Raw genomic sequence first — 25407 nt, forward strand, 5'->3', positions numbered from 1 at the left:
CCGGGCGAGCGGAGAGAGGGCGGCGACCCGTATACGCCGAGGCCGACCGACGCCGACCGATGCCGACGAGCGCGCGGGTGCCCGGCAGGCCGGCCCGCCTCGACCCGTTCAGGGATCAGTTGGGTGATGCGGCCGGGCCGTCAGCGTGCGGAGGAGCGCCGAGGAAGGCGCGCGGGGAAGCGGGAAAGGAGAAGGAGGGGGAGAACCGTCAGCGGGCGTGGCGACACGCGGCGGATACCACCCGCAGCAGGTCGATGTGACCGCGCGTGGTGAGCAAGGCTGACGTAGACATGCGCTCGAACGTAGCGACGCCCCTCGTACGGGTCAACGCCCGTCTCGCCTGCCGGACCTTTGTTGCGACGGCCTTGCGGCGGCGTGTACCGACCGCACGGTCGTGCGCACTGATCTCGGGCGGCCAAGGCAGCACCGGGCACGGGCGCTCCGGGAGCCCCCGCGCCCGGCCTCCCGCGGGGCCGCCGCGCCGAGGCCGTAGGGCGGTCGCGGGCCCTTCCGTCGCGGCGCGGTTGTTTCGTACCTCCGTGGGTGGGTTACCCGGACGATCCGAACAACGACATGGGGGAGCGGCCGGCACCGCCGCCACGGTGGCCCCTCGGGTCGGGCGCGGCCCGCGAGGGTGCGGGCCCGCGCTCCGTGCCCGGGGCGCGCCGACGGGGCCCGGGTGACCGGGTCGCGCGGCAGGCGGGCGGCCGCGCCACGGCACGGCATCGCTGCCCCACCCCACAGGGGCCGGCGCCGCACCGGCCGTCCGCCAGGGCGGCCGGGATCCCGAAGAAGCCTGAAGAAGCCCGAAGGAGGCCACACCCGATCCGCACCCGGGCCGGACGCCCGGGTAAGCCGCGGACCCGAACAGGCCAAGCCAAACCGAAGCGAAGCGAAGCCAAGCCGACAAGCCAAGCCGACAGCTCTCACCGGCTGAACGGCCGCGAGAGGCGACAGAGGAGGACTCGTGAGTGGTGAGCCCGCGAACACTGGTACGGAGCGTGTGCAGCAGACCGGGCAGGCGGCGAAGGACGAGGCGTCAGCGACGGCCGGGCACGCCAAGGAGGCCGCCGGCGAGGTCGCGGGCACCGCGACACGACAGGCCAAGGCCGTGACGGACGAGGCCAAGCAACAGGCCGGCGCGGCGGTGCACGACCTCAAGGGGCGCATCGCCGACGAGGCGGAGGGTCAGGCCGACCGCATGGCGCACACCCTGCGGCAGTGGTCGGACGACCTGGCGGGGCTCGCGCGCAACGCGCCCGACGACTCGCCCGCCCGGAGCCTGGTCTCGCAGGCCGCCGACGGCGGCCACCGCGCGGCCGACTACCTGGACCGACAGGGGGTCAGCGGCCTGGTCGACGACCTCCAGGGGTTCGCCAGGCGGCGGCCCGGGGCGTTCCTGGGTGGGGCGGTGCTGGCCGGCGTGGTCGTCGGCAGGCTCGTGAAGGCCGGCGGTGGCTCGAACGGCCGGGCCTCCAGCGGCGGTGGCACCTCGTCCGACGGTGCCCGGAACGCCGACCGCCGTCCTGGCGCCGACCGCCCGCTGGCCACCGGCGGCCGGGGATCGCCCGAGGACGGGCAGGCCCTGCCGCGCGGCTCCGACCACCCGGAACTGCTCGGATACCCGGAGAGGTGACATGTCGACTTCCACTTCCACATCCACCCGGCCGCGTCAGTACCCCCGCGCGGCCCAGGACCGGACGCCGGACCTCGACGGGCACGGCGCCACCCGGCACGAGCCGTACGAGCCGTACCGCCCCGCGAAGAACCGGTCGGTCGGCGAGCTGATGTCCGACGTGACCTCGGACGTCCAACAACTCTTCCGGCAGGAACTGGAGTTGGCGAAGGCCGAGGTACGGGAGGAGGCCACGAAGGCGGGCAAGGCGGCGGGCATGTTCGGCGGCGCCGGGTTCGCCGGGTACATGGTCGCCGTGCTGCTGTCGCTGACGGCGGTGTTCGCCCTGGCCAACGTGATGGACCTGGCCTGGGCCGCGCTGATCGTCACCGGCATCTGGGCGGTCATCGGAGCAGTCCTGTTCCTGCGGGCCCGCTCTCAGATGCGGACCGTGTCACCGAAGCCGGAACGCACCATGGAAACGCTCAAGGAGGACGCGCGATGGGCACGTCACCCGATCGGATAAGGGCCGACATCGAGACCACCCGGGCCAAGCTGTCCGCGGACCTCGATCGCCTCGCTGACCGCACCAGCCCCCGCCGCATGGCCCACCGCCGCGGGCGCCGGATGCGCAACTCGGTATCCGGCATGCGAGAACGCGTCATGGGAACCGCCTCGCACGCCACCGACCAGGCCGGGGACCGCGCCCAGCAGGCGAGCGAGCGGGCCCAACAGGCGGCGGACTCGGCCCGCGAGGGTGTGGGCCAGGCGGCGGACACCGCCAAGCAGGCGGCAGGCCAGGCGAGCGACGCGGTCCGCCAGGCGCCCGAACAGGCGGTGGCCCAGACACAGGGCAACCCGCTCGCGGCCGGCCTGATCGCCTTCGGCGCCGGACTGCTCGTCGCCTCGCTGGCACCGGCGTCCCGAGCCGAGGAGCAGGCGGCGGCCCAACTCACCGAGCACGCCAGCGGCGTGATCGAACCGGTCAAGCAGGCCGCCACCGAGTCCGCCCAGCACCTCAAGGAGGAGGCCACCGACACGGCGAAGCACGCCGCCGAGGAGGTCAAGGGGACGGCGACCAAGGCCGCCCGCACCACCCAGGAACATGCCCGCGAACAGGCGGGCGACGTCACCGACCACGCCCGACGCTCCGGAGCGAACGTGGCCGACGAGGCCCGCGAGGGCGGCGGTCAGACGTAGCGGACAGGCGTGGCGAGAACGGCGAGCCCCCCGACCAAGCGCGAGCGCCCCCACCCCGCGGCGGCGCGGAACGGAGCTGGTGAACCACCATGGCGTTGCACAAGGCTGGACCGAAGCGACGGCACTCACCCAGGCCCCAGCGGCCGGACGAGTACGCGCCGCCGCAGGGCGCGGGCGCCTCCGTGGGAGGCGGCCCCGCGGCTGCCGGCGAGCCGCCGGCGGCGGACCGGTCGGACCAGGCGCCGCACGGGGACCAACCCGCCAAGGCGCCCACGGACCTGCCCAGCCGGTCCTGGAAGGCCGTCCTCAAGCGCACGGTGAAAGAGTTCAAGAACGACAACCTCAGCGACTGGGCGGCCGCCCTGACCTACTACGGCATCCTGTCGATCTTCCCCGCCGTCATCGCCCTGCTGTCGATCGTCGGGTTGCTCGGCACCTCACAGGTCAACTCGCTGATCGACAACGTGCGCGAGCTGGCCCCCGGTGCCGTACAGGACACCCTGGTGAGCATGTTGGAGCAGATGCGCGACGGCCAGGGCAAGGCGGGCATCGCGCTGGCCATCGGTGTCCTGGTCGCGCTGTGGTCGGCCTCGGGTTACGTCGCCGCCTTCATGCGGGCCTCCAACGCGGTCTACGACATCGGCGAGGGGCGCCCGGTGTGGAAGACGCTGCCCACGCGCCTGGGCATCACCATCGTGGTGGTGCTGCTGCTCGCGGCCATCGCCGTGGGCGTGGTCTTCACCGGCACGCTGGCCAAGAAGGCGGGCGAGGTCATCGGCGTCGGCGGCACCGCCGTCACGGTCTGGAACATCGCCAAGTGGCCGGTGATGCTGTTGCTGTTCAGCGTGATCGTCGCCCTGCTGTACTGGGCCGCCCCCAACGTGAAGCGCAGCATACGCTGGGTCAGCCCGGGCAGCGTCATCGCCGTCCTCATCTGGATCGTCGCGTCGGCCGGCTTCGCGGTGTACGTGGCGAACTTCAGCAGCTACAACAAGACCTACGGCAGCCTCGCCGCGGTCATCATCTTCCTGGTGTGGCTGTGGATCTCCAACCTGGCCATCCTGCTGGGCCTGGAGTTCAACGCCGAGCTGGAACGCAGCCGCGCCATCCACAGCGGCCACCCACCCACCGAGGAGCCGTACGTCGAGCCCCGCGACACCCGCAAGTTGTGACCCACCCCCACGGCGCCGGGCGAGGAGCGGCAGGATGAAGCCATGAGCCCATTCACCACCCGCGTACTCGACCTCACCACCGGCTCCCGGGAGACGGTCACCGACCTGACCTCGGAGTGCACCGCCTTCCTCCACGAGGCGGCCAACGGCCGGGACGGCCTGCTGAACGTCTTCGTCCCGCACGCCACGGCTGGCGTCGCCGTCCTGGAAACCGGCGCCGGCAGCGACGACGACCTCCTGGCCATCCTGCGCGACCTCCTCCCCGCCGACGACCGCTGGCGCCACCGCCACGGCACCCCGGGCCACGGCCGCGACCACGTCCTCCCGGCCCTGGTGGCACCGCACGCGACGCTGCCGGTGGTGGGTGGGGAGCTGGCGTTGGGGACCTGGCAGTCGGTGTGTCTGGTGGACACCAACATCTCTAATGTCAACCGTCAGGTTCGACTGAGCTTCCTGGGTTGATCAAGATCATCCTGGGTCTGGCCGCCCAATCTCCGTACTCTGCGCGTTCGAAACGGAGAGACCTTGCGCGGTACGGACCAGAACGTGATCGAACAACCCTACGACGGCTGCGGCAAGTGCCTGCTAGGCGTCCGCCGGCTGTCCCGTATGAAGCTCGTGACGACCTCCCCGGAGCGGCAGCGCGCCGACGTACTGGCGGCGGCGGCTTCGATCGGTGGCCACATCATCGGCTGGGCTGATGACTGGGAGGTATCGGGAGCCACGGACCCGGTAACCCGTCCGAAGCTCGGGCCGTGGCTGAGGGACGAGCGCGGTCCGTACGACGGCTTGGTGGCCGCCGCCGTGGACCGCCTGGGGCGCAACGTCGTCGACTGCCTGAACACCGGCTACAAGATGCGGGACGAGGGCAAGCTCCTTCTCACTCACGGGCACGACGGCCCCTGGGATCTCAACGATTCCGTGGACGAGAACCGCTTCACCATGGAAGCGTGGGGCGCCCAGATGGAACTGCGAGCCATCCAGCGCCGTAACCGGGACGCCACGGTCAAGACACGGGCTGCCGGTCGCCCCAAGGGCAAGCCCTCATACGGCTTCCGGTACGTACGTGTCGTAATGGGTGGCAAGATCGACCACGTCGCACTTCACCCCCATGCCTCGATCGTGATCCGCGAGGTCGCCCGCCGGATACTCGCCGATCCCGAGAGCGTCACGCCCAGCAGCGAGGCCGCGCGGTTGAACCGTGCGGGGGAGTTGTCGCCGGCGGACCACCTGGCGGTGATGTACGGCAAGCGCGCTGGGGGCCGCCCGTGGCAGCCCACGAGTCTGAAGAACATCCTCCTGTCCGAGGCAGCCCTGGGCTACCTGATGCACAAGCAACGGCCTGTCGTCGACCAGGAGGGCAACCCGGTCCGCCTGTGCGAGGGGTTGTGGGACCGGGCCACGCACGAGGCGCTGAAACGGGCATTGGCCGCGCGCGACACGCCGTTCAAGGGGCGACGCTCGGTTCGCGAGTACCTCCTCACAGAGATCGCCGTGTGCGGACAATGCGCCAACCGCCTCTACACCCAGACCTCCGAAGACGTCCCGCCCCGTTACGTCTGCACCGCGCGGAACAAGGGATGGCAGAGCGCGCGGAACTGCCGGCCCGCGCCCCTCGTCTGGGCTGAGAAACTCGACTCCTACGTGGAAACGTGGTTCTTGGAGGAGTTCGGGGGCGGCCTGATCTACGAGACGGTCTTCGACCCAGGGAACGGGGTCGCCGAGCGCATGGCCGAGGTGCGGGCGACGCGTGAGCGGCTTCGTAGCGACCGAGAAGCCGGGCTGTACGACTCACCCGATGACGCGACGTGGTTCCGAGAGCGGTACGCCTCCCTGAGCCAGGAGTTGGCGACGCTGGAGCGGGAGCCACAGCGCGTACCGGGCATGATCCACCGGCCCACCGGAGAGACGGTGGCGGACCGTTGGCACAAAGCGCCCGATGTCCAGGCCCGCAAGGAGATTCTCATGGACTTCCGGGTACGAGTCACTCTCTTTCCTGTGAGCAGGCCCGCGCGGTATGTCGCGGGGTTGATGCACGGACCTGATCGCCATCCCGACGCCGCGCGATAGCGAGGGGGGCGGGCCGTTCCCGTTCCGCACGGGAACGGCCCGACCACACTGTGCGCACTATCCGAATTACCCGGCATAGCCAAACCCAGAAGTCCGACCATCCTCGTGTCTGCTCGCTCAGGGTCAACGAAAGGTCGAGGACATGGGGCGCCCGCCAGCGCGTAAAGCGGTCGGCCGCTTGAGGGCCGAAGAGTTTCGCAGCAGCCAGCCATCGCTGCCACTGGCGCACTGGCTGCTGGAATCTGATGACGACGAAGTCATGAGGCGGGTCGATGGCATATTTGCGGGCGATCCGTTCAGCCGGTCCCCGAACGGGACCATTCGAAAAGTCATACGTGACGACCACATACCGATCTTCGTGGCTGACCTCGCGCCCATAGGAGAGGAAACCGTAGAGCGCGCCCCGCAGGATCGCCCACGGACGCGGCTACTGATGGCTCTCGATTCGGACCCACACATCGGGCCGCTGCTTTTCGAGACGACTTCACAGAGCTTTTCTGAGTCGCTGACAGCCGTCCGAACTCAGATGGGGCAGGTGCATAGCCCTTGTTCTCTTCGGCTGACCTTGGAAAAGCGGTGGTTGAGCACACGCTCCGGAGTTGACGTTGTTCTCGTTTCCCCGAGGATCGAGATTGTTCCTTCAGCTTCGAGGACGCTGTAGTCAACTAGGGTTGCCGGACGTGAATTGTTGACCGGCAACCCTAGTCCACGCCCAATGATGCAGCCCAGGTGGCGCTGCCGGAGTCGGTGACTCGGTCGTGAGCTGTCGCGACGCGCTCCTGCCCTACTCGGCAGCACTACGGTGGTCTTGAGACGCGCTGTCCAACCTGAGCAGGGCCGCTCACAGACAGGTATGACTGAGCGCTTCGGCCGCTACTGTTCCCTTGGGTTTCGTTGCCTAACCTGGGACAGTAACAAGCCTTCGGTGCCCAACCGGGCTAGCTCCTCTTGACGACAAACAGCATCGTAAGAATGTGCTCTGCGGTGCTCAGCAGACAGCGGGCCAGCTGCAAATCGCCTGCTGACGCGTGCTTGATGGCTTGGGCGCGTGAAGTCGCATGCGCCTGAAGGGCGATGAGGTTGTCCGCTACGGTGCACGTCATTTTTGCCTCGTCTTTGTAGCCGCGCATGATGTACCGGATCCTCACGGATCGGGTGAGTCGGCCGGATTCAGAACGCCATTCCCTCTGGGGCCGCCCTGAAGTGGGAAGCCACTGCTCTACTTCGCTGTCAGGCGCGCCCGCGCGGATGGCCCGGTCAATGGCCTCCACCGCGCACTGAGCGGCCATTTCGGCAGCAGCTGGCGGGGCCTCGCGAACGACATGCCAACCGCCTTCGAGCATCTCTACAACCTTGGCGTCGACGCACGTCATTATCTCACGGAGGTCCTCGAGTGCATCGAACCTCCCCGCCTGCTGCGGAGTGAGGAGATCCTCGACCCGGTCGGCAACCTCCACCTGCAGTTCGACGTCGTCCAGGACGGCAGGGGAACTGAGCGCATCAGCCCCCAAAAGTCCGTTCACGCCGAGACCGGTGTGCAGAGAAGAATTAAGCTCAAAGCGAGCTGGGCTGTCTCCGAGACCGCCCAGGTATTCCCGATACTCCGTCAGGGGGCGACTACTGACCTCTGAAAGCAGTCCTCGCCCGGTGTCGATCTGTGCCAGCCAGTCCGTCATGTAAACCTGACGGTGGATGGTGCCTCCGAGCGCCCTCCGAAAGCTCTCCGTGGCCCACGGCGTCGGCATGGTGAAGGCAGGGCTCTTGATGATCTCGCCCATGACATTTTCGATCTGCAGGGACATCCGCCAGGCCGACAGAGTGCGTGAACCGACGATTGCGTCACTGAGTGCAGTCGTAGCCTGCAGGTACTGAAGACGCTGCTTGCCGGCGAGCTGGTCCATCGACCGCAAGCCGGCGACGTACGCAGTGACCGAGGACGGGACCATGTTCCTTTGCAAGTCGGCGACGACCTTTCCGACCCCCAGCAAGTCCTGCTGCATCCCCTTCATATCCGGAAGTGCCGGTCCGAGCTGCAGCGTCCGGTAGAGGTCACCATAGATCCGACTGGCATCGATGATCTTCGCCACTGTCGCCGCTGCCACATCGGACGGCAGGGGCGTCGACCCGAAATCCTTTCCGGTGTCTGGCGTCTCGTCCTCTTCACCGTCATCCGCTCCGGCGACATAAACGGCCATCAGGGTCCCTCCATGGTTCCCGCACTGTGATCCATGGAGAATACGCGCCCCTACTCGGATCGGTCTGAGCATTACTTGACCACAGCGCCGAGCGCCCCGGTTGTCAAATCGCGGGTTCACCTGCCAGTTGAAGCACTCAATCACAACAGGGGGCGGTGTCCTCGCGCTGAGCGGGGAGAGCCTACGTCTCGCTCGTCCGGACCAGCGCCCCGTGCTCGTTGTGCTCGTACGTTCGTCGCGTGTTCTTCTCGATCTTGTGGGCGACCTCGGCGTCCAGGTCCACGCCGTTCATCTCGGCCAGGGCCGTCAGGTAGAGGAAGACGTCGGCCAGTTCCTCTCCGAGGTCGGGTAGTCCCTTGCGCCAGGCGGTGAAGGCTTCGCCGACCTCGGCGGTCAGGAGGCCGAACTCCAGGGCTACGTCGGTGGTGTTGAACCCTTTGAGGGTCTTGTTTTCCCAGGCGAGTTTCTGGGCGGCACCGATCTCCAAGGCTCCTCCAGCGGTGGTGCAGCAGGTGCCTTCGCAGACTAGCGGGATCAGTGTGTCGGCGTCGGTATTCGGGCCGTCACCCCGCCGTGGGGAGTTCGGGGGGCATCGTGTCGAGGGTGAGCACGCGAGTGTAGTCAGCGAGAGTAGAGAAGACCTTCCTGTACCCCTCCACCAGGGCGGAGATGTCTTCCAAGCGGTTCGCTTCGCCGTCGCGAGAGAGCAGGCGCTGCTGGATGACGGTCGGTGGCGCGGTCAGGTGAACGAACGTGCCGCTGCGCTGGACAACGCTTTCGGCGAGGTCGATCGCCTGGCTCCAGTTGATCCGGGAACGGCCCCGGTGCAAGGGGCCGTAGACGAGTTCGCTGATGAAGCACCGATCGAAGAGAAGCCGGCCGGTCTGGGTGAGGATCTCCCTGTAGCGGCTGACCAGGTCGAGGTGGTCGGGTGTCTTGGGGGAGTGCACCACTGTGAAGCCGTAGTGCGTCGATAGCCGCGCAGCGAGCGTGCTCTTGCCTACTCCGTCGCAGCCTTCCAGGGCCAAGGTCTGGTACTCGCCGGCGATCTGGTCGAGTTTCACGTGGCCAGCCAGGACCGGAGGGCGTCATCGGTGTCGAGGTGGGCTTCGGCGGCGTACTGGATCATGAGGTTGCGCCAGTTGGGCTCGCGGCCGTGGGCGTGCGTGAACGTCGGGCGAGGCTGGTAGGCGGCGATGCGTGTGCCGCCGGCGGCAGCGGCGCCGATGAGGAGGGCTGTTCCCGGTGGTGTTTCGGGGCCCGAGACGTCGGCGAGCAGCCGGGTGGCCGAGCACGCCGCGGACAGGTCAGCCAGGGCTCCCGTGACGGGGTTCGCTGACGTGAAGCGCTGGGGAATCGTCGTGGTGTGCCCGGCCTTGGCGCAGGCTCGGGCCAGGTGGTCCTGGCTCCAGACCGCGTACGGTGACGACTCTACGTGGACGGTGGTACCGCGAGGCGAAGGCAAGCTGGGGAGACGTGGAGCGTGAGCCGGGAGGTTGAGCAGAGCGTCGACGGTAGCGTCGAGAGCTGTGCTCGTCTGTGCGGTGTTGCGCGCCCGGAAGCTTGCGAAACGGGACCGTGGCGGACCTGACGGCAGGTTGGGTGGTCCGAGCTTGGTGACGCGCACGACGCGTGTGGCCACGGCCTGGAGGAGGGGGTCGGGAAATTCGATGTGAAGGCCGGCCTCGCTCAGTGAGTAGGTCTGGAAGTCGGTGGTGAGCACGATGATGGGGACGCCGGAGGCGGCGGCGTATCCGATTTCCATGCAGACCCCGTCGTCGAGGCTTGGGCCGTGCAGGATGGCGACCATAGCGTCGAGGCCGCCGAGTCGGGCGCGGTCCAACTCGAACAGGCGGCGGCCTTTGACCTCGGCGACCAGGTCCTCCTCGTCGGTGTCGCAGAACGGCAGGAAGACGCGATGGGCGCCGATCTTGGCGCTGAGTCGATCGGCGAGGTCGGCGGCGAGAGCACGGTCGTGGGCGGCGAACAGTCGGTGGGCGACGTAAACGGACACCGCAGGGGACCTCCAAGTCGGTCAGCTAGCCGCGTCGGGGCGCAGGGATGGGCAGGGGTGGGGACGCGACGAACCTGGTTGCGGCGGCTGTCGCCTCCGCCAGGGCCTGAGTGGTTGTCGCCCCGAGCGAGCGACGGGCCAGATACGTTCCGGCCAGGGTGTCTCCGGCGCCGGTGACCTCGCGCGGAGGATGCGGCGGCGGAATGGTGAGGGCGACCTGACGTCCGAAGCAGCGGACCACTGCCGGCCGGGGGCCGTCGGAGACGATGACCTCCGCAAGCGTGCCGCAGTCGATCACCGCCTCCAGTAATCGGTACTCCATGGCGTTGACGAACAAGGTGCTCGCCCTCGGCAGCCATGGAGCGGCGGCACGGATCATCTCCTGCGCACTCGGCAGGAAGAAGTCCACGCTGAAGTGGGTGGCGTGCTCCGCGAGTCGGCCGAGCACCGCCGCCACGTTCAGTGGGCGGCGGCAGCAGACGTGGTAGGTGCTGTGCGGGTGCAGGCCCACGTGTCGGAGGGCATGCTCGGTCAGGCCCTCGGCGACGCCGTAGTCCACGCCTACGGTCACCAGCTCGCCTTGCGGGTCGTATTCCAAGTCGAAGGAGGTGGATGTGCCGTCCGCCTGGAGCCGGGCCGACCAGTCGAGCACGTCCAGTCCCGGCGCCCTCGGAAGGTGGGCGAGATCGGTGCCGAGAACGCAGACCGGGGCCGCACGGCAACCGGCCTGCGCTGCCGCCAACGACACGAACAGAGCCGCGCCGCCGAGCTGGGGGCCACCGCGATGGTCGGGGTAGCGGGTCAGGTCACGGCTGATGTTGCCGATCACGTCGAGCCGTTCCACTTTCTCCCCCTGGCAGGTCAAGCACGGCGGGTGGGGTGTGCGCAGTCGACGACCTGTGAGCAGACCGGTCGCCGGCGACAGAGCCGTGGGGCTGGGCCGTTGAGGTACAGGCGTTTGAAATAGATCAGGACGAGGTGTGCGAACCAGGTTGGCGGTGCCCCCTTTGGGAGCGTGACCTCGTACGCGTTGTTGGTGATCAGCAACCGGAACTCGGCCGAGCGAGCGTGCACGGCCGCCTCCAGGACGTGCCGCATACGTTCGTGAGCCACAGCGCCTGGCGGAAGAGTGAGGCCCAGGGCGGGGGCCAGTTTGGTGACCATGCCGGAGTCCACCGGGATGATGCCGCAGTGATACCCGCGAGCGGTGAGCAGTGCGCACTGAGCCACCTTGTAGGAGGCACCTCGCACCCGCGCCGCGAAGTCGAAGACGAGGGCGTCGCAGTCGGCTGACTCCGCAGTCGGATCGGTCCCCTCCTTCTCCCAGCAACCGAGAAGCTCGGCGAGCGAGCGTAGATAGTCGATGCGGGCCCGCGGCAGGCCGAGGGGACGCGCCAACGTGGCCAGCTCGGCGTCAGTGGCCGCGACGAGGCTGTCAAAGCCATAGGCGTCCGCTGACGCGATCACCCGGGCGTACGTCTCGATCATTCGGTAGGAGACCCGGGTGGACCAGCCAGCGGCGAGCATCCGCATCCGCGGGTCGCTGATCGTCGTCGGCCACCACCGGTTCTCGTCGTGGTTGGCCTCTACCTCCGCTCGCACGTCCGGCAGGCTGGCGGCGCGCTCGATCAACCGGTGAACACGCCGTATGTCGAGGGGCGTTGCCTTTGCGCGTTCGATCTTCACGCATCTACTCCGGTAGGGATTCGGGCGGCCAAAAGTGCCATGGCGAGGTTGGAGGAGAGCACTGGCTTTCCGTACCGGCGCTCCAGCTCCGTGACCACCGAGAGGGTGTGCCATCCGGTACACGACAGGACTACCGCCTCGGCGGAGTCGACCGCGTCCTGTGGTAGCCGGTCCACTAGGGCGAGAACCCGAGCCGGAGGGATCTCGGGGTAGCCGTCGGTCAGGCCCAGGCTCGTGTGAGCCAGTACCTCCACTCCGGCCTCGGCGAACGCTGCGGCTTCTGCTTCGCTCACCGGAGCAGGGTAGGGCGTGGCCAGTACCACGCGGCTTGTGCCCGCCCTGGCGAGGGCCTGCACGAGGGCGTCGAAGGCGGTGCGGACGCCGCCCGGTAGCGGTGGTCCTCCGGTGAAGCCCGCGGACGTGCACGCCAGCATCACCGCATCGAGCGGTATGTGCGACAACGAGTCCAGTGCCTGCGCTGACGCCTCGCGTAGGCCGTGCCAGAACGAGGCGTCGATCGCCGTCGTCCTGGAGGCGGGCACGAGCCGCGCGTGGTGGAAGACGGTGTGGCGCAGTCCCAGGCGAGCGAGTTCGGCCTCCACCGCGACGTTGGCCCAGGGGAGCAGCAGACCCGCGCGAACGGTGCGGTTCGACGCCGCGTCCACGGCGGCCAACGTCGCGAGTGTCCCATCAAGAGGCGGAGGCAACGTGCTCTCCGTAAATCATGCGTGGCGCATGGCCAGTCACCATCAGGTCGCCGGTGGTGCCGAGTGGAACTGCGGTGTCGCGCTCGACGATCTGGATGGAGTACGAGCCCAACCTCCGCCACCAGGTGCCGCCTTGGCCGATGAAGTACGAGTGGAGACCGGGCACGCGCAGTCCGGTCGGGTAGACCCGCTCCTTCATCGGCTGGTCCCAGGCGAAGTCGATGTCCGCCTTCCACGACGGGAAGTGCTCCGCCGAGGGCAGCGGGTCCAACTCGCCGAGCGCCGCCAGCGGAGTGCCGGGGAAGGCTCGCGCCAGGCGGACGTTCGTGCGATGACACAGCAGGCCGGCGTCGAGGATGTTCGCCAGGCCCCGGAGATTCGCCACGTGCGTGCCGTGGGTCTCGCCGGGCAGGCCGTAGATCAGGTTCAGGCCCGGGAGCAGCAACGGCAGCCCGCCAGGACCGCGAGCAGCTCCTGCCTCGTTGACGTGCTCGACGGCGCGCATCAGGATCTCAGGCGTGCAGGTGAGGGTGTTCCTGTCGATGACCGCCGGGTCGAAGCTCTCGATGCCCATCGGCGCGCAGTTGCCCTCGGTGCAGTAGTCCGCGACCAGCTTCGCGATGCGTAAACCGACGGGCGCGGCCACCGCGAGGGGGTCCGCGTTGTCGATGTGAAGCACCTCCAACTCGGGGCAGTGCTCCCGGATACCGCCGAGCAGGGCGCGGATCGCCTCCTCGTCCCGATTGCGGTAGGAGAAGAAGCAGGTCTGCTGGCCGAGCCGGAAGTTCCGCACGCCGGCCGAGTAGAGCTGGGCAGCCTCGGCGACGACGTCGTCGACCTCGCGGAAGGCGACGAGGGGCGACTTCGCCGGCTCGTTGCAGAAGTCGCAGAACCTGCGCCGGGTGCAACCGCGGTACAGCTCCAACTCGGCGATCGGACGCCAGGGCATTTGCTCGACGAGACCGGTGAACGAGTCGCGCTCGTGTTGCATCTGGGCGTAGGCGGCTGGGCGATGACTGCCGAGGTGGAGATCGCCGGACGTCACGGTGTGAGTGTGGACGGCGTCGAACAGTCCGGCGTATTGCGCGGGGCCGGCCACGGCGTAGGTGGACAGCGGTCCAAGGAGGTACCGGCGGCCTCGCGTGCAGGCGAGTGCGCGAGCGATCTCCTCGAACGACCCGTTCACCGCGTGTAGATGGACTGACGGCACGGCGTCTCCGGCGATGACGACCACGATCTCGGCATCTCGCAGGAGCTGGATAGCGGTGTCCCGGTTGACGGTGGTCGAGTACGTGAGTGGATCGCTCTGGGGCGGCTCGACGGCAGGTTTGCCGCCTGCCAGGCACCAGCGGACATCGTCGATGGTCAGGTACCTAACGTCGGCCTCCGGCCGTGCTCGTCGCAGTGCCGACCAGGCGTTACGGACGTAGGTCGAGAGGTATGGCGGTACGCCGAGACCGCTCGGCTCGACGGTGAAGCAGTCCAAGACCACTACTGGCTGCATGTGCTCTCCCTCCGGCACTGAGGGCATCGGCGACGTTCCACGGCGTCCTTGCCGGGAAGGCCCGTCGGCGGCCCGCAGCCCTCTCAGTCTCAGTGCTGGAACGGGCTCCGGAGGAGGGAGCAGCGGGGTTGTTCGGTTGTACGGAGGTTGTTCTTTCATCGCACTGTGTCTTGGGGCTGGGACTGAGGGTGATCGACAAGGCATTATCTAGCCATGGGAAGCGCGAGGAAGGCCGGCGAGACGAACACCGCGCTCGGGGCTGTGATCCTGGAAGCCGGTCGCTCGCACGCGGCCCTCGCTCGCAAGGTCAACGAACTGGCCGCGTTGCAGGGCGTGGTCACGCGCTACGACAAGGCGTCGGTGACCCGCTGGCTGCAAGGGATGACCCCTCGGGATCGCGCTCCAGAGTTCATCGCCGCGGCCCTGGCCGACTTCCTAGGGCGCCCCATCGCACCGGTTGACCTCGGCTTCACAGAGCAGCAGCAGCGGCCGGTGGTCGCGCGAGCGTTGACGTACCGTGAAGATGTGGGTGAAACGCTGCACACACTTGCGGAGCTGGGCTCCACCGATATCTCACGGCGCAGCCTCCTCGGGGCGACGCCGTTCGTCGCGACGGCCTTGATGGACCCGCAGCGGCAGTGGCTCCTCTGGCTCCTTGAGGACGACCAGGCTCCTCGACTGGCCGCTGTCGCCGATGGCGGTCCTGCCGAGCAGGTCCAGGCCATGATCGAAATGTTCGACGAGATGGACAACCGCTTCGGCGGAGGCGGAGTCCGGGCCAGCATCGTGCACTACCTCAGCACCCAGCTCGCGCCCATGTTGCAGCAGCGGAACCTGCCCGCACACCAGCGCCGGCCTCTCTACACCGCGGCGGCGAAGATGGCGGCGACGGCAGGCTGGTGCTCGTACGACACCGCCGACTACGGGCTCGCCGAGCGGTACATGATCCAGGCGCTCCGGTTGTGCGCCGAGGGCGGCGACAGGGTGCTCGGCGGACAGATCCTGGCGGGCATGTCCCACCTCGCCACCAGCCTCGGCAACCCTGCCGAAGGAGTCTCGCTCGCCCGTGCGGGCATCGCGACTGCCAAGTCGTCGGGCAGCCCGCTGGGGCTCATGCGGTTGCACGCCATGGCCGCCCGCGGTTACGCCGCTCTCGGCAACACGCGGCAGGCCACGGCGTCCCTGCACGCGGCCGGCAAAAGCCTGGACGCCAGCCGGGGGCCGATCGAGGAATCGCCATGGGTCCGCTTCCTGGACCACCACTACCTGGAGGCCGAGGCCGCCCTGGTCCACCGCGACCTCGGCGAAGCACCACAAGCAGAGCGCCTCGCCAACGCGTCGGTGGAGGCGAACAGCGATCGCCGCCGCCGCCAGGCGATCAGCCGCTCCGTACTCGCCACGGCGTACCTCCAACAGGACCGACTGGACGAGGCGGTCGACGCGGCCACCAACGCCCTGGACCAGCTCAGTGGTGTTCACAGCGAGCGATCGGTACAGGCCCTGCGCGACTTCCGCGCACGCCTTACTCCGCACCGAGGCGAGCGGATCGTGCGCGATTTCGAGCTCAGGGCCAGGCCAGTACTCGGCGCTGCGGCCTGACCAGCTCGCTCAGTAGCCATCCGGAGTCGGAGCGTTCTGACCCTTGTCGACGGGGATGTTCGCGCCCGTCACTCCTCGGGATTGGTCTGACAGCAGGAACGCGATCACGTCGGCCACCTCCTCGGGTTGCACCAAGTCGCCTCCCGGGAACTCCGCACGGAAGCGGTCGAAGGCCGCCGGGTCCTCGCGACGCATCCGGTCCCACCGCTTGCCCGGAATGAGCATGGACCCGGGCGAGACGGCGTTCACCCGGATTCCGTCCACGGCCAGCTCCCTGGCCAACGACGACACCATGTGAATCTGCGCCGCCTTCGCCGCGCCGTACTGAGCCTGTGGCCCCGGCTTCCAGCCGGAGATCGAAGCCACCACGACGACCGGACCGCCACCAGCCTCGCGCAGATGCGGTGCGCTCGACGCCACCAGCCGCGCGGCATGGCCGACGTTCATCTCCCATGTTGCCGACCAGTCCTGCGCTGTCGCCTCGTCGATGCCCCGCCCGCGCGCGCTGCCGGCACAGGCGACCACGCCGTCCAGGCCCCCGAGCGCTGTTGCGGCGTTGTCCACGAACCGTTCGAGCAACTCCGGCACCGAGACATCCAAAGTCTGGGTGAACAGAGCTTCGGAAGAACTGATTGAACGACGAAGTGTTTCCAGTGGCTCTTGCTTACGGGCACACGTCGCCACCTTTGCCCCCTCCGCCAAGAGCAAGCGCACGACGTGTTCGCCGAGCCCCCTGGAACCGCCCGTCACCACCATCCGGCGGCCCCTGAAACGCCCCGTCACTGCTTCCCGCGTCTGGTCCAGCCCTGTACTCGTCATCTGTCCAACCCTTCACCAACCGTGCCAACCCCCGTGGGCCAAGACACCCCTCGTGCTCCCTTTTTACCGGGGCGCCGGAGCGGATTTCCTATGGGCGTACCCGGTCCGGGCAGCCGGCGGTCGGAGATCAGGCGGCATGGGCGTCCCGGGCCCGGGGAGGGTGGGCGGTAACCCGGGATGCCGCCTGCCGCTGTTCGAACCGCTGATCCCGGCTCGGCAATCCCACCAAACGAGCGAGAGCCAGCGAACACACCTCGCGCTCCTCTCCCAGTTCGGGAGGCACACATGTCCCATTCACCACATCCGCGCAACAGGCTCACGTTGGCCGATACCCCCAATGCCGTCGGCCTGGCACGGTTGCACACGGCAGACGTTCTGTCCCGTTGGGGTGTGCACTCCGACACGATCGAGACTGTGCAGCTCCTTGTGTCGGAGCTGGCCACGAACGCCGTGCGGTACCCCAAGCAGGACGAGGCGCAAGCTTCTCCATTCTCGTCGTGGAACAGGGCGCAGACCTTCGAGTTCATGCTGGAGATCGTCGGCGACGTGGTGCGGGTGTCGGTGTGGGACCGCGACACGAGGCCGCCAGTGCTGAAGGAGGTCGGTGTCGAGGCTACAGGGGGCCGCGGCATCTTCATCGTCGCAGCGTTGAGCAGGCGCTGGGGTCACCATCCGGCTCGCGGCACGGCCGGCAAGGTGGTGTGGGCCGAAGTCGGCCTGACTCCCACCGGACACGCGAGCGGAGGCGGAAAACCGTCGCACCCTCCAAGTCGGTCTTCTACGAGCACCCTAGGGATGCCGAGAGCTGCTGAGGTCGACACGAACATCATCGGTCGCGTGCTCGTCGGCATCAGAAACGCCTGATGCGTGAGCTGGACCAACGACGCCAGCTTGGCGCCCTCGGCCCGCCAGTGAGTTCGTGCTCTGGGCAGCGCCTCGCGCCTGTGCTCCACCTGCGTCGCTGCCTGTGACCAGCTCCAGAAACCGCCCGTGCCCCCAGAGACGACGCGTCGCGACGTCCCCACCTACACGGGACTCTCCACGGCCCCGTAGCCATCCCACGATGACGAGGAATCCCCCGATGTCCCCCACGGAAGGTCCGCTCGTTTCCGCCCCGGCGCCGCCACCTGCGGTAGCCCCACCGGGCACCGCGGTGGTGATCTACGCCTGCCTGTTGCCCGGTGCGCACACCCACGAGGGAGCGCGGACCGAGTCGTTGAGCACGGTGCGCGAGTACGTGACGGCCTGCGGTTGGGTCGTGGTCGATGAGTTCGTCGACCGGGTGGGTGTGGAAGCGTCGACGCCGCTGCAGCGAGCCGGCCTGCGACAGGCGCTCGACGCGGTGGGGGCCGGCGGCGCGGCGGGCATCGCCATCCCGGCGGAACACATGGTGGCCAGGTCCGCTCGTGAGCGGCGAGCGCTGATCGAGTGGCAACGCGGCTTCCCGCACCCGCCGTTCGTCATCTCGCCGACGTCGTTGGCAGGAATGGGCTTGATGTCGCAGCAATGGCAAGTGCCGGCACGGTTCGCCCAGGCAGCGGCGGTGCGGGAGTGGGTGAGCGCATGCGTGAGTGACTGGGCGCCGGAAGCGAGCGATCTCTCGCTGCGCGTGAACGTGTGCGTGACCGAGTTGTTCGCCAACGCCGTGCAGCACGCGCCGTCCGGCGATGCGGTCACGGTGCGTGTCGCACCGTCGCCGACGGCGATCTCCGTGGCGATCGAGGACGCGTCGTTGGCGGAACCGTGCCTGCGCGAGGCGACCGCGACTGAAGAGGCGGGACGAGGGCTGATCTTGGTCGCCGGCCTGTCCACGCGATGGGGGTGCACGCGTACATCACGCGGCAAGCAGGTGTGGTGCACCTTCGCCCTGCCGCCAGGAAGCGGAGCTACCGCGTGACCGTGACCAAGTCGTTTGCCGAGGGGCGCCAAGGAACGCCCGCGCATTGGGGGACCTGCGACGTGGTGATCACAGAGGGAGGGCCCACGTCGGATGCGGTCCTGCGGAGCATGGATCACGTGCCGGGTGGGAGCGGGCCCGTGGCAACTGTGTCGGGCTGGCTGGTGTGGGTGGTGCCTGCCGGCACCAGCCGGCGGTGGCCGGCGCGAGCTGGTCGGTGCATGGCGATGACCGACTTCCACCACTTGCTGGACCGGTTGGAGTGGGTGCGCGAGCCCACACCGCAGAGGTTGGTGGATGCCGACGTGCTGGCTCGCCAGATCAGGCTCGCGCAGGACGGCGGGTTCGCGTGAACCAAGAGCCAGAGCAACTATCCGTGGTCCCCGAGACGGGAGGCGGTGGTTTGAACTGGAGGCTGGGGATGCACCCCACTCCGTACTTCACCGAGGCCGTCCTGCGCACGTTGCTGCGAAGCATGCCGTCCGCGGAGCGCACAACCGCCGTTGAGCATGTGCGGCGGCGGCTTACTCCTATCGGCCCGAGCCGCTATGCCCTGGGGCAGGAGGCGCACCAGCAGCTGCGTGGCCAAGTGCGGGGCCGGGACACAGCAGCGCGCGTGGAGACCGTAGCTCACCTGGGCGATTACTACCTGGCTACGACCGGCGCGGCGACCAACGCCCTGTTCCCTGTGCACCGAGTGGCCGAGCCGGCCTTCACGCTCTCGACCCCCGAGGTCGAGAGCACAGTGCGGGACGCCGAATCGGCGGCACGCTGGCTGGAGCGGGAACGGTCGGCGTTGAGCGCTGTACAGGAACTGGCGCGTGCCGCCGGGCTGCATCACCTCGCCGGTCAGCTCGCCGATGCCGCTTGGGCTGCGGGCCTGTTGGGACGCACCGACGCCTGGTACCACAGCCAACGGTCGGGCTGGGACAGCGCCGAGCGAAGTGGCGATCGCCCTCTGCAGGCGCGTCTTCTCACGGCGCGTGCGCGACTGTTGTGCGAGGCGGGCGACCAGCAGCAGGCTCTCGTCACGCTGGACCAGGCCACCAGGCTGTATGACCGCCGTAACTTCGACCACGTGTGGGGACTGGCGGTGATCTCCGACATCAGAGCCGCGGCCCACCAGGCCCTCGGACACGGAGTGCTGGCCCGTGAAGCCCTTCTGCACGCCATCCGGCTGCGCCAGGCTATCGGTGACACGATCATGTGGGAGCTGGCGGCTTGGGCGGAGGTCGAATCCCTCGCGGGGTACCACGGCACCGCGTTGGGCCTGCTCGCCGAGGCGCACCGAGAGGCGTGCCGGGTGCCGGCCCTCGTCGCCGGCACCCCACGTCCGTACGAGGCGATGATCCTGCGGCTGATCGGCGTGGTGCATCACCGGGCTGGCCAGTACGACGAGTCCCGGGACACGCTGACCCGCGCGTTGGAACGCACCGTCGGTGCTGGCGGCGAGATCGTCCTCCGTCAGGAGGCGGCCCGCAATCATCGAGCTTTGGCGGACGTGGCTCGCGCGCTCGGCAGCAGCGAGGCCGCGCGACGTCACGAGTCCGCAGCGCGTGCCCTGAGCCAACCAACAACTTGCTGACGCATCAGAACATCGGGCGGGTACGCCCGTCTGTCTGCGACCGCTTCCGGCAAGCAAGCGGCCCTCATACAAGCCATTCGAAAGGCGAACCACGCGTGTCTCCCGACCTCTTAGGGTGCCAACCCTCCTCTACCCTCCGACGCGGCAGTGCCTTTACGTACCGAGAGTTGCAGGTACTGATCCTGGTCGCGAAGGGAATGAACACCACTGCTATCGCCACGAAACTGAGTCTGTCTCAGAACACCGTCAAGCACGTCATCGGCAAAGCCCTGTCGCGGCTCGGCCTTCGCAACCGAGCACACTTGGTGGCCTATGCCTTCCGTAATGGTGTTGACCTGATCGATCTTGGCAACGAGCGGGTCTGATCTTCACCTGGTCTGACACCTCGCTACGGAAACACACGAGCCCGGAACACTTCTCGTACGTCGTTCCCGCGCAGGCGCCAGCTAGCTCGTCACGCAGGCATGACGGCCATAAAGCGATACCAGGGGAGCTGAAGGGGCATGAGCGGCACGAAAAACACTGCGTAGAGCCGCGTGTCGGACCCTACGAGTTGGCGCGTCGTCTCGGCGGCCGGGTAGGAGAGAGGCGGCAGGTTCGGGGAGTTCCACAATCGTCGACCCGCCGCTGTTGAGAGTATGGATTGTGTAACGGCCTGCATGCGGGGGTCGTCTTTCCACTGCGCATCATGAAGGCGCAGTTGGGCCATCATCGGCAGGGCCCAATCGGTTTCCCAGCGGATCAGGCTCGTGGGAGCGTCCGGGTTGGTCAGCGCCCACTCCATGACGTTGACGCCTTCTTTGACCCATGGGAAGAGATGTGTGATCGCGCGGTTGTGCGCGAGTACGTCCCAGCGGTAGTCACAGAGGTAGGCGCCCCAGGGCTCGACGCCCTCAACGAACGTGCGGATGCGGGGTGGCACTGGCGTGCTGCTCTTCGGTGCCATGATTTCTTCGGGAAGGTCCTGTGCGCCCACGAGACGGTAGAGGACGAGCCACTCCTCCTCACTCAGGTCGAGAGCCCTCCTGATCTTCGTCAGGAGGGCGTTCGAGTGTCGGCCCGAGTTTCCGTTTTCCAGCGCGCGATACCAGCGCCCGGAGACACCACAGAGCTCTGCGGCCTGGTCTGTGGAGAGGCCGTTGCGTTCGCGGGCCGCGCGGAGGACGTGAGTGATCATGTTCGGGGTTCCTGGTCGAGCATTCATGGCAGAAGCAATGGAGCGATCGTGAATTGAGTCACGCCCCGAACATGACTCAAAACTCAAGCGCCCACTCGCACCTTTCCTTCGTGGCGGATTTTTCTGGCGAAATTATACGGTGCTCACGCGTTTGGTTCGTACGGTGTGGAACTGCTAGTTCCTGTCCTGTGAGAACAGGTCGGAATGGTCGCAGTGGGGGAGCCCTGTGAGCCGGTTGGGGTGATGCCGCATCCGTAGTCGCCGCGAACCCTGGCTGCGAGCCGGAGGAACTGCACCGCGTCAACGAAAAGGCCGCAGACGTGGGGCGGCGATGCGCTTACGCGACGACCGGAAGCGAAGCGAGTCCCCGGACGAGGCGGGTACGCCGCCACTCCAGGTGATCAGGCGGCACGGCGAGCCGAATCCCGGGGAACCGGGTGAGTACGGTGCGCAGGGCGATCTCCGCCTCGGCCTTTGCCAGGGCCGCACCGAGGCAGCGGTGGATGCCGTGGCCGAAGCTGAGGTGGGTGGTGGCGTCGCGGTCGATGTCGAGCACATCGGGCGCTGGGAACTGCTGGGGGTCACGGTTGGCGGCGCTCAGGGCGATGCGTACCGGGGCGCCGGCCGGAATGGCGGTGTCGCCGAGCGTGATGGGTTCCGTGGTGTACCGGAACGTGGCGAGGCTGAGTGGGGCATCGAACCGGAGCAGCTCGTCGAGGGCGCCCGGGAGGTCGTTCGGGTTTTCCCGTAGGCGGTGCAGGGCGGTCGGATTCTGGAGGAGCGCCAGGATGGCGTTGCCGAGGAGGTTGGTGGTGGTCTCGTGTCCGGCGACGAACAGGAGCACCGCCAGGGAGGTCAGTTCCTCCTCGGTGAGGTGGGAGTCGTCGTCGCGGGCCGAGATGAGCCGGTCGAGTAGGGAGTCGCCGGGTGCGAGCCGTTTGGCGGCGATGAGGGTCGTCATGTAGTCGGCCATGTGGTGTGAGGCCGCGTCGATGATGCCCGGCTGGCCTGCCGCGAACAGCTCCCCGGACCAGCGCTGGACGGCAGGCCGGTCAGCCTTGGGGATGCCGAGCAACTCGCAGATAACGATGACTGGCAACGGCACTGCCAGTCCGGCGACGAAGTCGAAGGACTCACCGTCGCGCCACTGCGCCAGGAGTTCGTCAGCGGTCTGGGCGATGAAGGGGTGCAGCTTGGCGACGGCGCCCGTGGTGAATGCCTTGGTCACCAGCCTGCGCAGCCGGGTGTGCTGAGGTGGGTCGCTGGCCAGCATGTTGTGTGCCACCGCGGGGTGCAGGCGTCGCCGTGAGCCCTTGCCTGCGAAGAAGGCGGCCGTGTCCTTCGACAGCCGCGGGTCGGCGAGAGCAGCTCTGGCTTCCGCGTGGCCGGTGACCAGGTAGCTGGTGTGGCGACCGGAATCTGCGGATACGAGCTGCACTGGGCATGCGGAGCGCATGGCCGCGTAGGTGGGATAGGGGTTCCGCAGGAAGCGAGGGTCATCAGTCGAGTCGGGCATGCCTTCAATTTCCAACGGGTTTTGGCCGCCCGGCGTCGGCGACGCGTCCAGGATGGGCGACATAGGCGGTAGCCACAAGGAGGAGCCACTCCGTGTCCGCGCGGAGGTCCTTGCGGGGGCCGGCCCCCGCAAAGGGAGGAGCGACTTCCTCGGGAAGCTCGCCGGTCGTAAAGGCGGCCAGGGCCGCCTTTACGACAGCCGCCTCGACCGCGGCGCCACCCGCCTCCGTTCTGGTGTCGAAGACCCGTAGGGCCGCTTCCTGGACCGCGCGTGACCGGTACGGCCGGAGCGCGAGGATGCCGTCGCTGATCTCGATGACCCGTCGCTGGAGCAAGAAGTCCGTGTCGTGACCGGCGGAGCCCGCAGGCGAGAGGACGACCTCGGGCACTGCGGCGGTCAGGTCGCGCCACAGAGCGCCAAGTGCATCGAAGGACCGCGTCTCCCAGCGTCGGCGGCGGGCCTGGCTGAGCGGGTAGACGACGGCGGGCAACGTGAGGCCGAGGCAGATCAGCAGGACGGCCAGCGCCGGAGAGGTCACGCTGAAGACGCACGGCGTGGCCACGAGCGACGAGCACTTCGAGCCGGCGGGTACGAGCTGGTAGCCCAGGCCGAGCGAAACCAGGACCGTCAGCTTGTACGCCACGTAGACCAGCGCGAAGACGCAGCCTCCTGCCGCCGTTCGCAGCCCTATTCGCAGGCTGATGCGCCGACTCGTCTTCGACTGACGCACGGCCTGGATCAGAAAGTCGACGACGGCGAAGCCGAGGTAGGAGATGAACAGGAGCACGTACAGCGCGTACACCCGCGCGGAGCGGTTCGACATCTGCTCGTAAACGAAGAGGGCGGTCATTCCGCAGGCGGACGCGGCGAAGAGTAGGAGGCGCAGGCGGATTTGCCGCCGTGCTTCCGACGCCTCCAGGTTGAGCTGGAAAGAGATAGCCACGACTGCGGTGGCAGCGGCCAGCGAGGAACAGTTACTTACTAGTCGGGCCACGTGCGGCACAACGGCTTCGATGGCGTTCTCAAACAGCGGCGCGTACGAGGCGAATGCCAGAGTGAAGGAGCCGAGGAGAGCACCCATCGTCCAGGTGCCTGTCGGCCGAGGAGCGCCACGGCCGAAGATCCAGTAGAGGGCAGCCGCCGCGAGCAGGCATGCCATGCTCAGGAATACGGCGTTCATCGCGAACGGAACCGGCCTCTCTTGGTGGGCTGGGCAAAAAGCGCGTCCCAGCTATCCGTTCCCTTCTCCGGTCGGTGCGAAGGGAGTTCGCGCTCGCGGTAGATGCGCTGACGGATGACCGTCGCCATCATCTCCGCTTCGCGTTCGTCAGTTGACGAGTAGCTGGTGCGCCCTGACATGCGCATAACCAGTGTGGGGCTCACGCCGATGGCCTGCGCCGTATCTGCGTCGATTCCCAGGCTTCCTGGGTGATCGCAGTACACGTGAGACAGTTCGTGCGCGAGAATGTGCCGCTGATGGTGTACGGAAGTCCCCTCCTCGTAATAGAGGAGATCGGCTGAAGGGGTTTCGATCCTGATACCGCAAGGCGCGTCAATGGTGCCGAGTGTGCTCAACGGCTTCAGCACGATCGGCCTTCCGCGCAGTTCGGCCACCGCGTCACGTAGTTCGCGCATACTGAATCGATAGGGCAGGCGTAGAAGTTCAACTTGCTTCTCGCACGATTCGCGCAGTCGAATGCCGGCGGCTACGGGCAATGACATGGCAACAACCTCCCTCTTCGGCTACGTCTCGCAATCCGTCGTGAGTGACAGCGGGGAGGATGCCAGAAGCGAGTGAAAACCTCACGCCCACCGGAACTCGAAGTTCCAGCGTGAGGAAGTGGGCCCCGTGAGGCGGGCAACGAGGGCTTCGCAGATGAGGGTGTGCGCTTCGACCTTGAGGGAGGGGGTCACGCCTTGTGTGACAAGGGCAATGTGGCTGAGGCAGTGGCTAAGGTAAGCCAGCTGATGTCCACTACGTCCGCTTGTTCAGGGGGCTTAGGCCCGGTGCCTTCGGGGTCGATTCAGGGCAAGCTGTGGCGCATGTCATGGTCCCGATCTCCCGAAGTGACGGGTAACCCTCAGCGTCCACCCAGCACCGCCCCACGCCTCCCGCGGCTCTCGACAGACGGCGCACACACCGCACAGATCCTGGGTGAGCACGACATAGGGGCGCAGTGCCCCCAGTGCCTCGGTGTCCTAGGTGTAGAGCGAAGGATCCGGAGTGCACCGACCCGCCGACGGCGTCAGAGATCTCCCGGTTGGTGAGCTGGTTCTGCTCCAGCTCGGAGTCGGTGACCACTGGACGGACGCGACGTGTCGCGGTGCCAGTCGCATTCGAGGGTTCAGCCAACGAGCCGGGCAGACAGGCCGAGCTCGGCGACCACGTCGGTCGCGGCAGGCAGCAGGGAGACGACGCACATGCGGCGACCCTACGGTTGCGATGAGCGCTTCCGGCGCCCCGGCGCATGGTGATCGGATCGTCGACACCGACGATCCCCCCCGGCGGCAGTGGCGAAGAGCGAGCCGTCGAGGCTGACCTTCCAGATGTTCGAGCCGCCGTCAGCCTTCCCGTTCGAAGCGGCTTGACGGACTGACTGCCGAGCTGTCGCCCATGGCCAGCAGGCCCTCGAACCGGGCCGGGACGCTTG

Annotated in this window: 25 protein-coding genes; 12 read left to right on the forward strand and 13 right to left on the reverse strand. The window is 67.8% G+C overall.

Annotation, left to right across the window (positions count from 1 at the left end; all coding sequences use genetic code 11):
* Positions 1–967 precede the first annotated feature (967 nt).
* From OYE22_RS30770 to OYE22_RS30795, 6 genes are all read left to right on the forward strand, one after another.
* Positions 968–1636 carry a hypothetical protein gene (locus OYE22_RS30770; protein ID WP_277323457.1) on the forward strand — a complete coding sequence of 223 codons (669 nt, stop codon included), beginning with the start codon at positions 968–970 and terminating at the stop codon, positions 1634–1636.
* Between the two features lies 1 nt (position 1637).
* Positions 1638–2141 carry a phage holin family protein gene (locus OYE22_RS30775; RefSeq protein WP_277323458.1) on the forward strand — a complete coding sequence of 168 codons (504 nt, stop codon included), beginning with the start codon at positions 1638–1640 and terminating at the stop codon, positions 2139–2141.
* A complete protein-coding gene (locus OYE22_RS30780; protein WP_277323459.1) occupies positions 2117–2815 on the forward strand; it encodes a DUF3618 domain-containing protein in 699 nt (232 codons plus the stop codon). Before OYE22_RS30775 ends, OYE22_RS30780 begins: the two co-directional genes overlap by 25 nt.
* 89 nt (positions 2816–2904) lie before the next feature.
* Entirely contained in the window at positions 2905–3987 is a 1083-nt protein-coding gene (locus OYE22_RS30785) for a YihY/virulence factor BrkB family protein (protein WP_277323460.1), read from the forward strand.
* Between the two features lie 42 nt (positions 3988–4029).
* The gene (locus OYE22_RS30790; protein WP_277323461.1) at positions 4030–4449 is read left to right on the forward strand and encodes a secondary thiamine-phosphate synthase enzyme YjbQ; all 420 of its coding nucleotides are present in this window, start codon (positions 4030–4032) and stop codon (positions 4447–4449) included.
* Positions 4450–4512: 63 nt separating this feature from the next.
* Positions 4513–6057 carry a recombinase family protein gene (locus OYE22_RS30795; RefSeq protein WP_277323462.1) on the forward strand — a complete coding sequence of 515 codons (1545 nt, stop codon included), beginning with the start codon at positions 4513–4515 and terminating at the stop codon, positions 6055–6057.
* A 938-nt stretch (positions 6058–6995) separates the two neighbouring features.
* Here OYE22_RS30795 and OYE22_RS30800 read toward each other — a convergent pair.
* The 8 genes from OYE22_RS30800 to OYE22_RS30835 form a co-directional block, all read right to left on the reverse strand.
* A complete protein-coding gene (locus OYE22_RS30800; RefSeq protein WP_277323463.1) occupies positions 6996–8252 on the reverse strand; it encodes a hypothetical protein in 1257 nt (418 codons plus the stop codon).
* Between the two features lie 181 nt (positions 8253–8433).
* Entirely contained in the window at positions 8434–8739 is a 306-nt protein-coding gene (locus tag OYE22_RS30805) for a MazG-like family protein (protein ID WP_277323464.1), read from the reverse strand.
* A 76-nt stretch (positions 8740–8815) separates the two neighbouring features.
* Positions 8816–9316, reverse strand: a complete 501-nt coding sequence (locus tag OYE22_RS30810; protein WP_277323465.1) for a hypothetical protein — start codon at positions 9314–9316, stop codon at positions 8816–8818.
* Positions 9313–10266 (reverse strand): nucleoside 2-deoxyribosyltransferase, encoded by a 954-nt coding sequence (locus tag OYE22_RS30815; RefSeq protein ID WP_277323466.1) that lies wholly within the window; start codon positions 10264–10266, stop codon positions 9313–9315. The genes OYE22_RS30810 and OYE22_RS30815 overlap by 4 nt, the downstream gene beginning before the upstream one ends.
* A 25-nt stretch (positions 10267–10291) precedes the next feature.
* The gene (locus tag OYE22_RS30820; protein ID WP_277323467.1) at positions 10292–11110 is read right to left on the reverse strand and encodes a PfkB family carbohydrate kinase; all 819 of its coding nucleotides are present in this window, start codon (positions 11108–11110) and stop codon (positions 10292–10294) included.
* A gap of 17 nt (positions 11111–11127) precedes the next feature.
* Positions 11128–11868 (reverse strand): hypothetical protein, encoded by a 741-nt coding sequence (locus tag OYE22_RS30825; protein WP_277323468.1) that lies wholly within the window; start codon positions 11866–11868, stop codon positions 11128–11130.
* 80 nt (positions 11869–11948) lie between these two features.
* The gene (locus OYE22_RS30830; protein WP_277323469.1) at positions 11949–12659 is read right to left on the reverse strand and encodes a hypothetical protein; all 711 of its coding nucleotides are present in this window, start codon (positions 12657–12659) and stop codon (positions 11949–11951) included.
* A complete protein-coding gene (locus OYE22_RS30835; protein WP_277323470.1) occupies positions 12643–14163 on the reverse strand; it encodes a radical SAM protein in 1521 nt (506 codons plus the stop codon). The genes OYE22_RS30830 and OYE22_RS30835 overlap by 17 nt, the downstream gene beginning before the upstream one ends.
* Before the next feature lie 213 nt (positions 14164–14376).
* On the opposite strand from OYE22_RS30835, the gene OYE22_RS30840 reads away from it, so the two are divergent.
* The gene (locus tag OYE22_RS30840; RefSeq protein WP_277323471.1) at positions 14377–15762 is read left to right on the forward strand and encodes a hypothetical protein; all 1386 of its coding nucleotides are present in this window, start codon (positions 14377–14379) and stop codon (positions 15760–15762) included.
* A 9-nt stretch (positions 15763–15771) separates the two neighbouring features.
* Here OYE22_RS30840 and OYE22_RS30845 read toward each other — a convergent pair whose 3' ends face one another.
* Positions 15772–16581 carry an SDR family oxidoreductase gene (locus OYE22_RS30845; protein ID WP_277323472.1) on the reverse strand — a complete coding sequence of 270 codons (810 nt, stop codon included), beginning with the start codon at positions 16579–16581 and terminating at the stop codon, positions 15772–15774.
* A gap of 285 nt (positions 16582–16866) precedes the next feature.
* On the opposite strand from OYE22_RS30845, the gene OYE22_RS30850 reads away from it, so the two are divergent.
* The 5 genes from OYE22_RS30850 to OYE22_RS30870 all read left to right on the forward strand — a co-directional run bounded on the left by OYE22_RS30850 (position 16867) and on the right by OYE22_RS30870 (position 20428).
* Entirely contained in the window at positions 16867–17445 is a 579-nt protein-coding gene (locus tag OYE22_RS30850) for an ATP-binding protein (RefSeq protein WP_277323473.1), read from the forward strand.
* A gap of 217 nt (positions 17446–17662) precedes the next feature.
* Positions 17663–18478: an ATP-binding protein gene (locus tag OYE22_RS30855; protein WP_277323474.1), complete on the forward strand. Its 816-nt coding sequence runs from the start codon at positions 17663–17665 to the stop codon at positions 18476–18478.
* Positions 18479–18618: 140 nt separating this feature from the next.
* Positions 18619–18831, forward strand: a complete 213-nt coding sequence (locus OYE22_RS30860; RefSeq protein ID WP_277323475.1) for a hypothetical protein — start codon at positions 18619–18621, stop codon at positions 18829–18831.
* Positions 18832–19094: 263 nt separating this feature from the next.
* Positions 19095–20063 (forward strand): tetratricopeptide repeat protein, encoded by a 969-nt coding sequence (locus OYE22_RS30865; protein WP_277323476.1) that lies wholly within the window; start codon positions 19095–19097, stop codon positions 20061–20063.
* 95 nt (positions 20064–20158) lie between these two features.
* The gene (locus OYE22_RS30870) at positions 20159–20428 is read left to right on the forward strand and encodes a helix-turn-helix transcriptional regulator (RefSeq protein ID WP_277323477.1); all 270 of its coding nucleotides are present in this window, start codon (positions 20159–20161) and stop codon (positions 20426–20428) included.
* A gap of 89 nt (positions 20429–20517) precedes the next feature.
* Here OYE22_RS30870 and OYE22_RS30875 read toward each other — a convergent pair whose 3' ends face one another.
* The 4 genes from OYE22_RS30875 to OYE22_RS30890 all read right to left on the reverse strand — a co-directional run bounded on the left by OYE22_RS30875 (position 20518) and on the right by OYE22_RS30890 (position 24478).
* Positions 20518–21240 (reverse strand): helix-turn-helix domain-containing protein, encoded by a 723-nt coding sequence (locus OYE22_RS30875; protein WP_277323478.1) that lies wholly within the window; start codon positions 21238–21240, stop codon positions 20518–20520.
* 337 nt (positions 21241–21577) lie between these two features.
* The gene (locus OYE22_RS30880) at positions 21578–22756 is read right to left on the reverse strand and encodes a cytochrome P450 (protein ID WP_277323479.1); all 1179 of its coding nucleotides are present in this window, start codon (positions 22754–22756) and stop codon (positions 21578–21580) included.
* Between the two features lie 4 nt (positions 22757–22760).
* Positions 22761–23936 carry an MAB_1171c family putative transporter gene (locus OYE22_RS30885; protein WP_277323480.1) on the reverse strand — a complete coding sequence of 392 codons (1176 nt, stop codon included), beginning with the start codon at positions 23934–23936 and terminating at the stop codon, positions 22761–22763.
* Positions 23933–24478 (reverse strand): regulator component, encoded by a 546-nt coding sequence (locus tag OYE22_RS30890; RefSeq protein WP_277323481.1) that lies wholly within the window; start codon positions 24476–24478, stop codon positions 23933–23935. The genes OYE22_RS30885 and OYE22_RS30890 overlap by 4 nt, the downstream gene beginning before the upstream one ends.
* Between the last annotated feature and the right edge of the window lie 929 nt (positions 24479–25407).

This window comes from Streptomyces sp. 71268 (assembly GCF_029392895.1).
Taxonomy (GTDB): Bacteria; Actinomycetota; Actinomycetes; order Streptomycetales; family Streptomycetaceae; genus Streptomyces.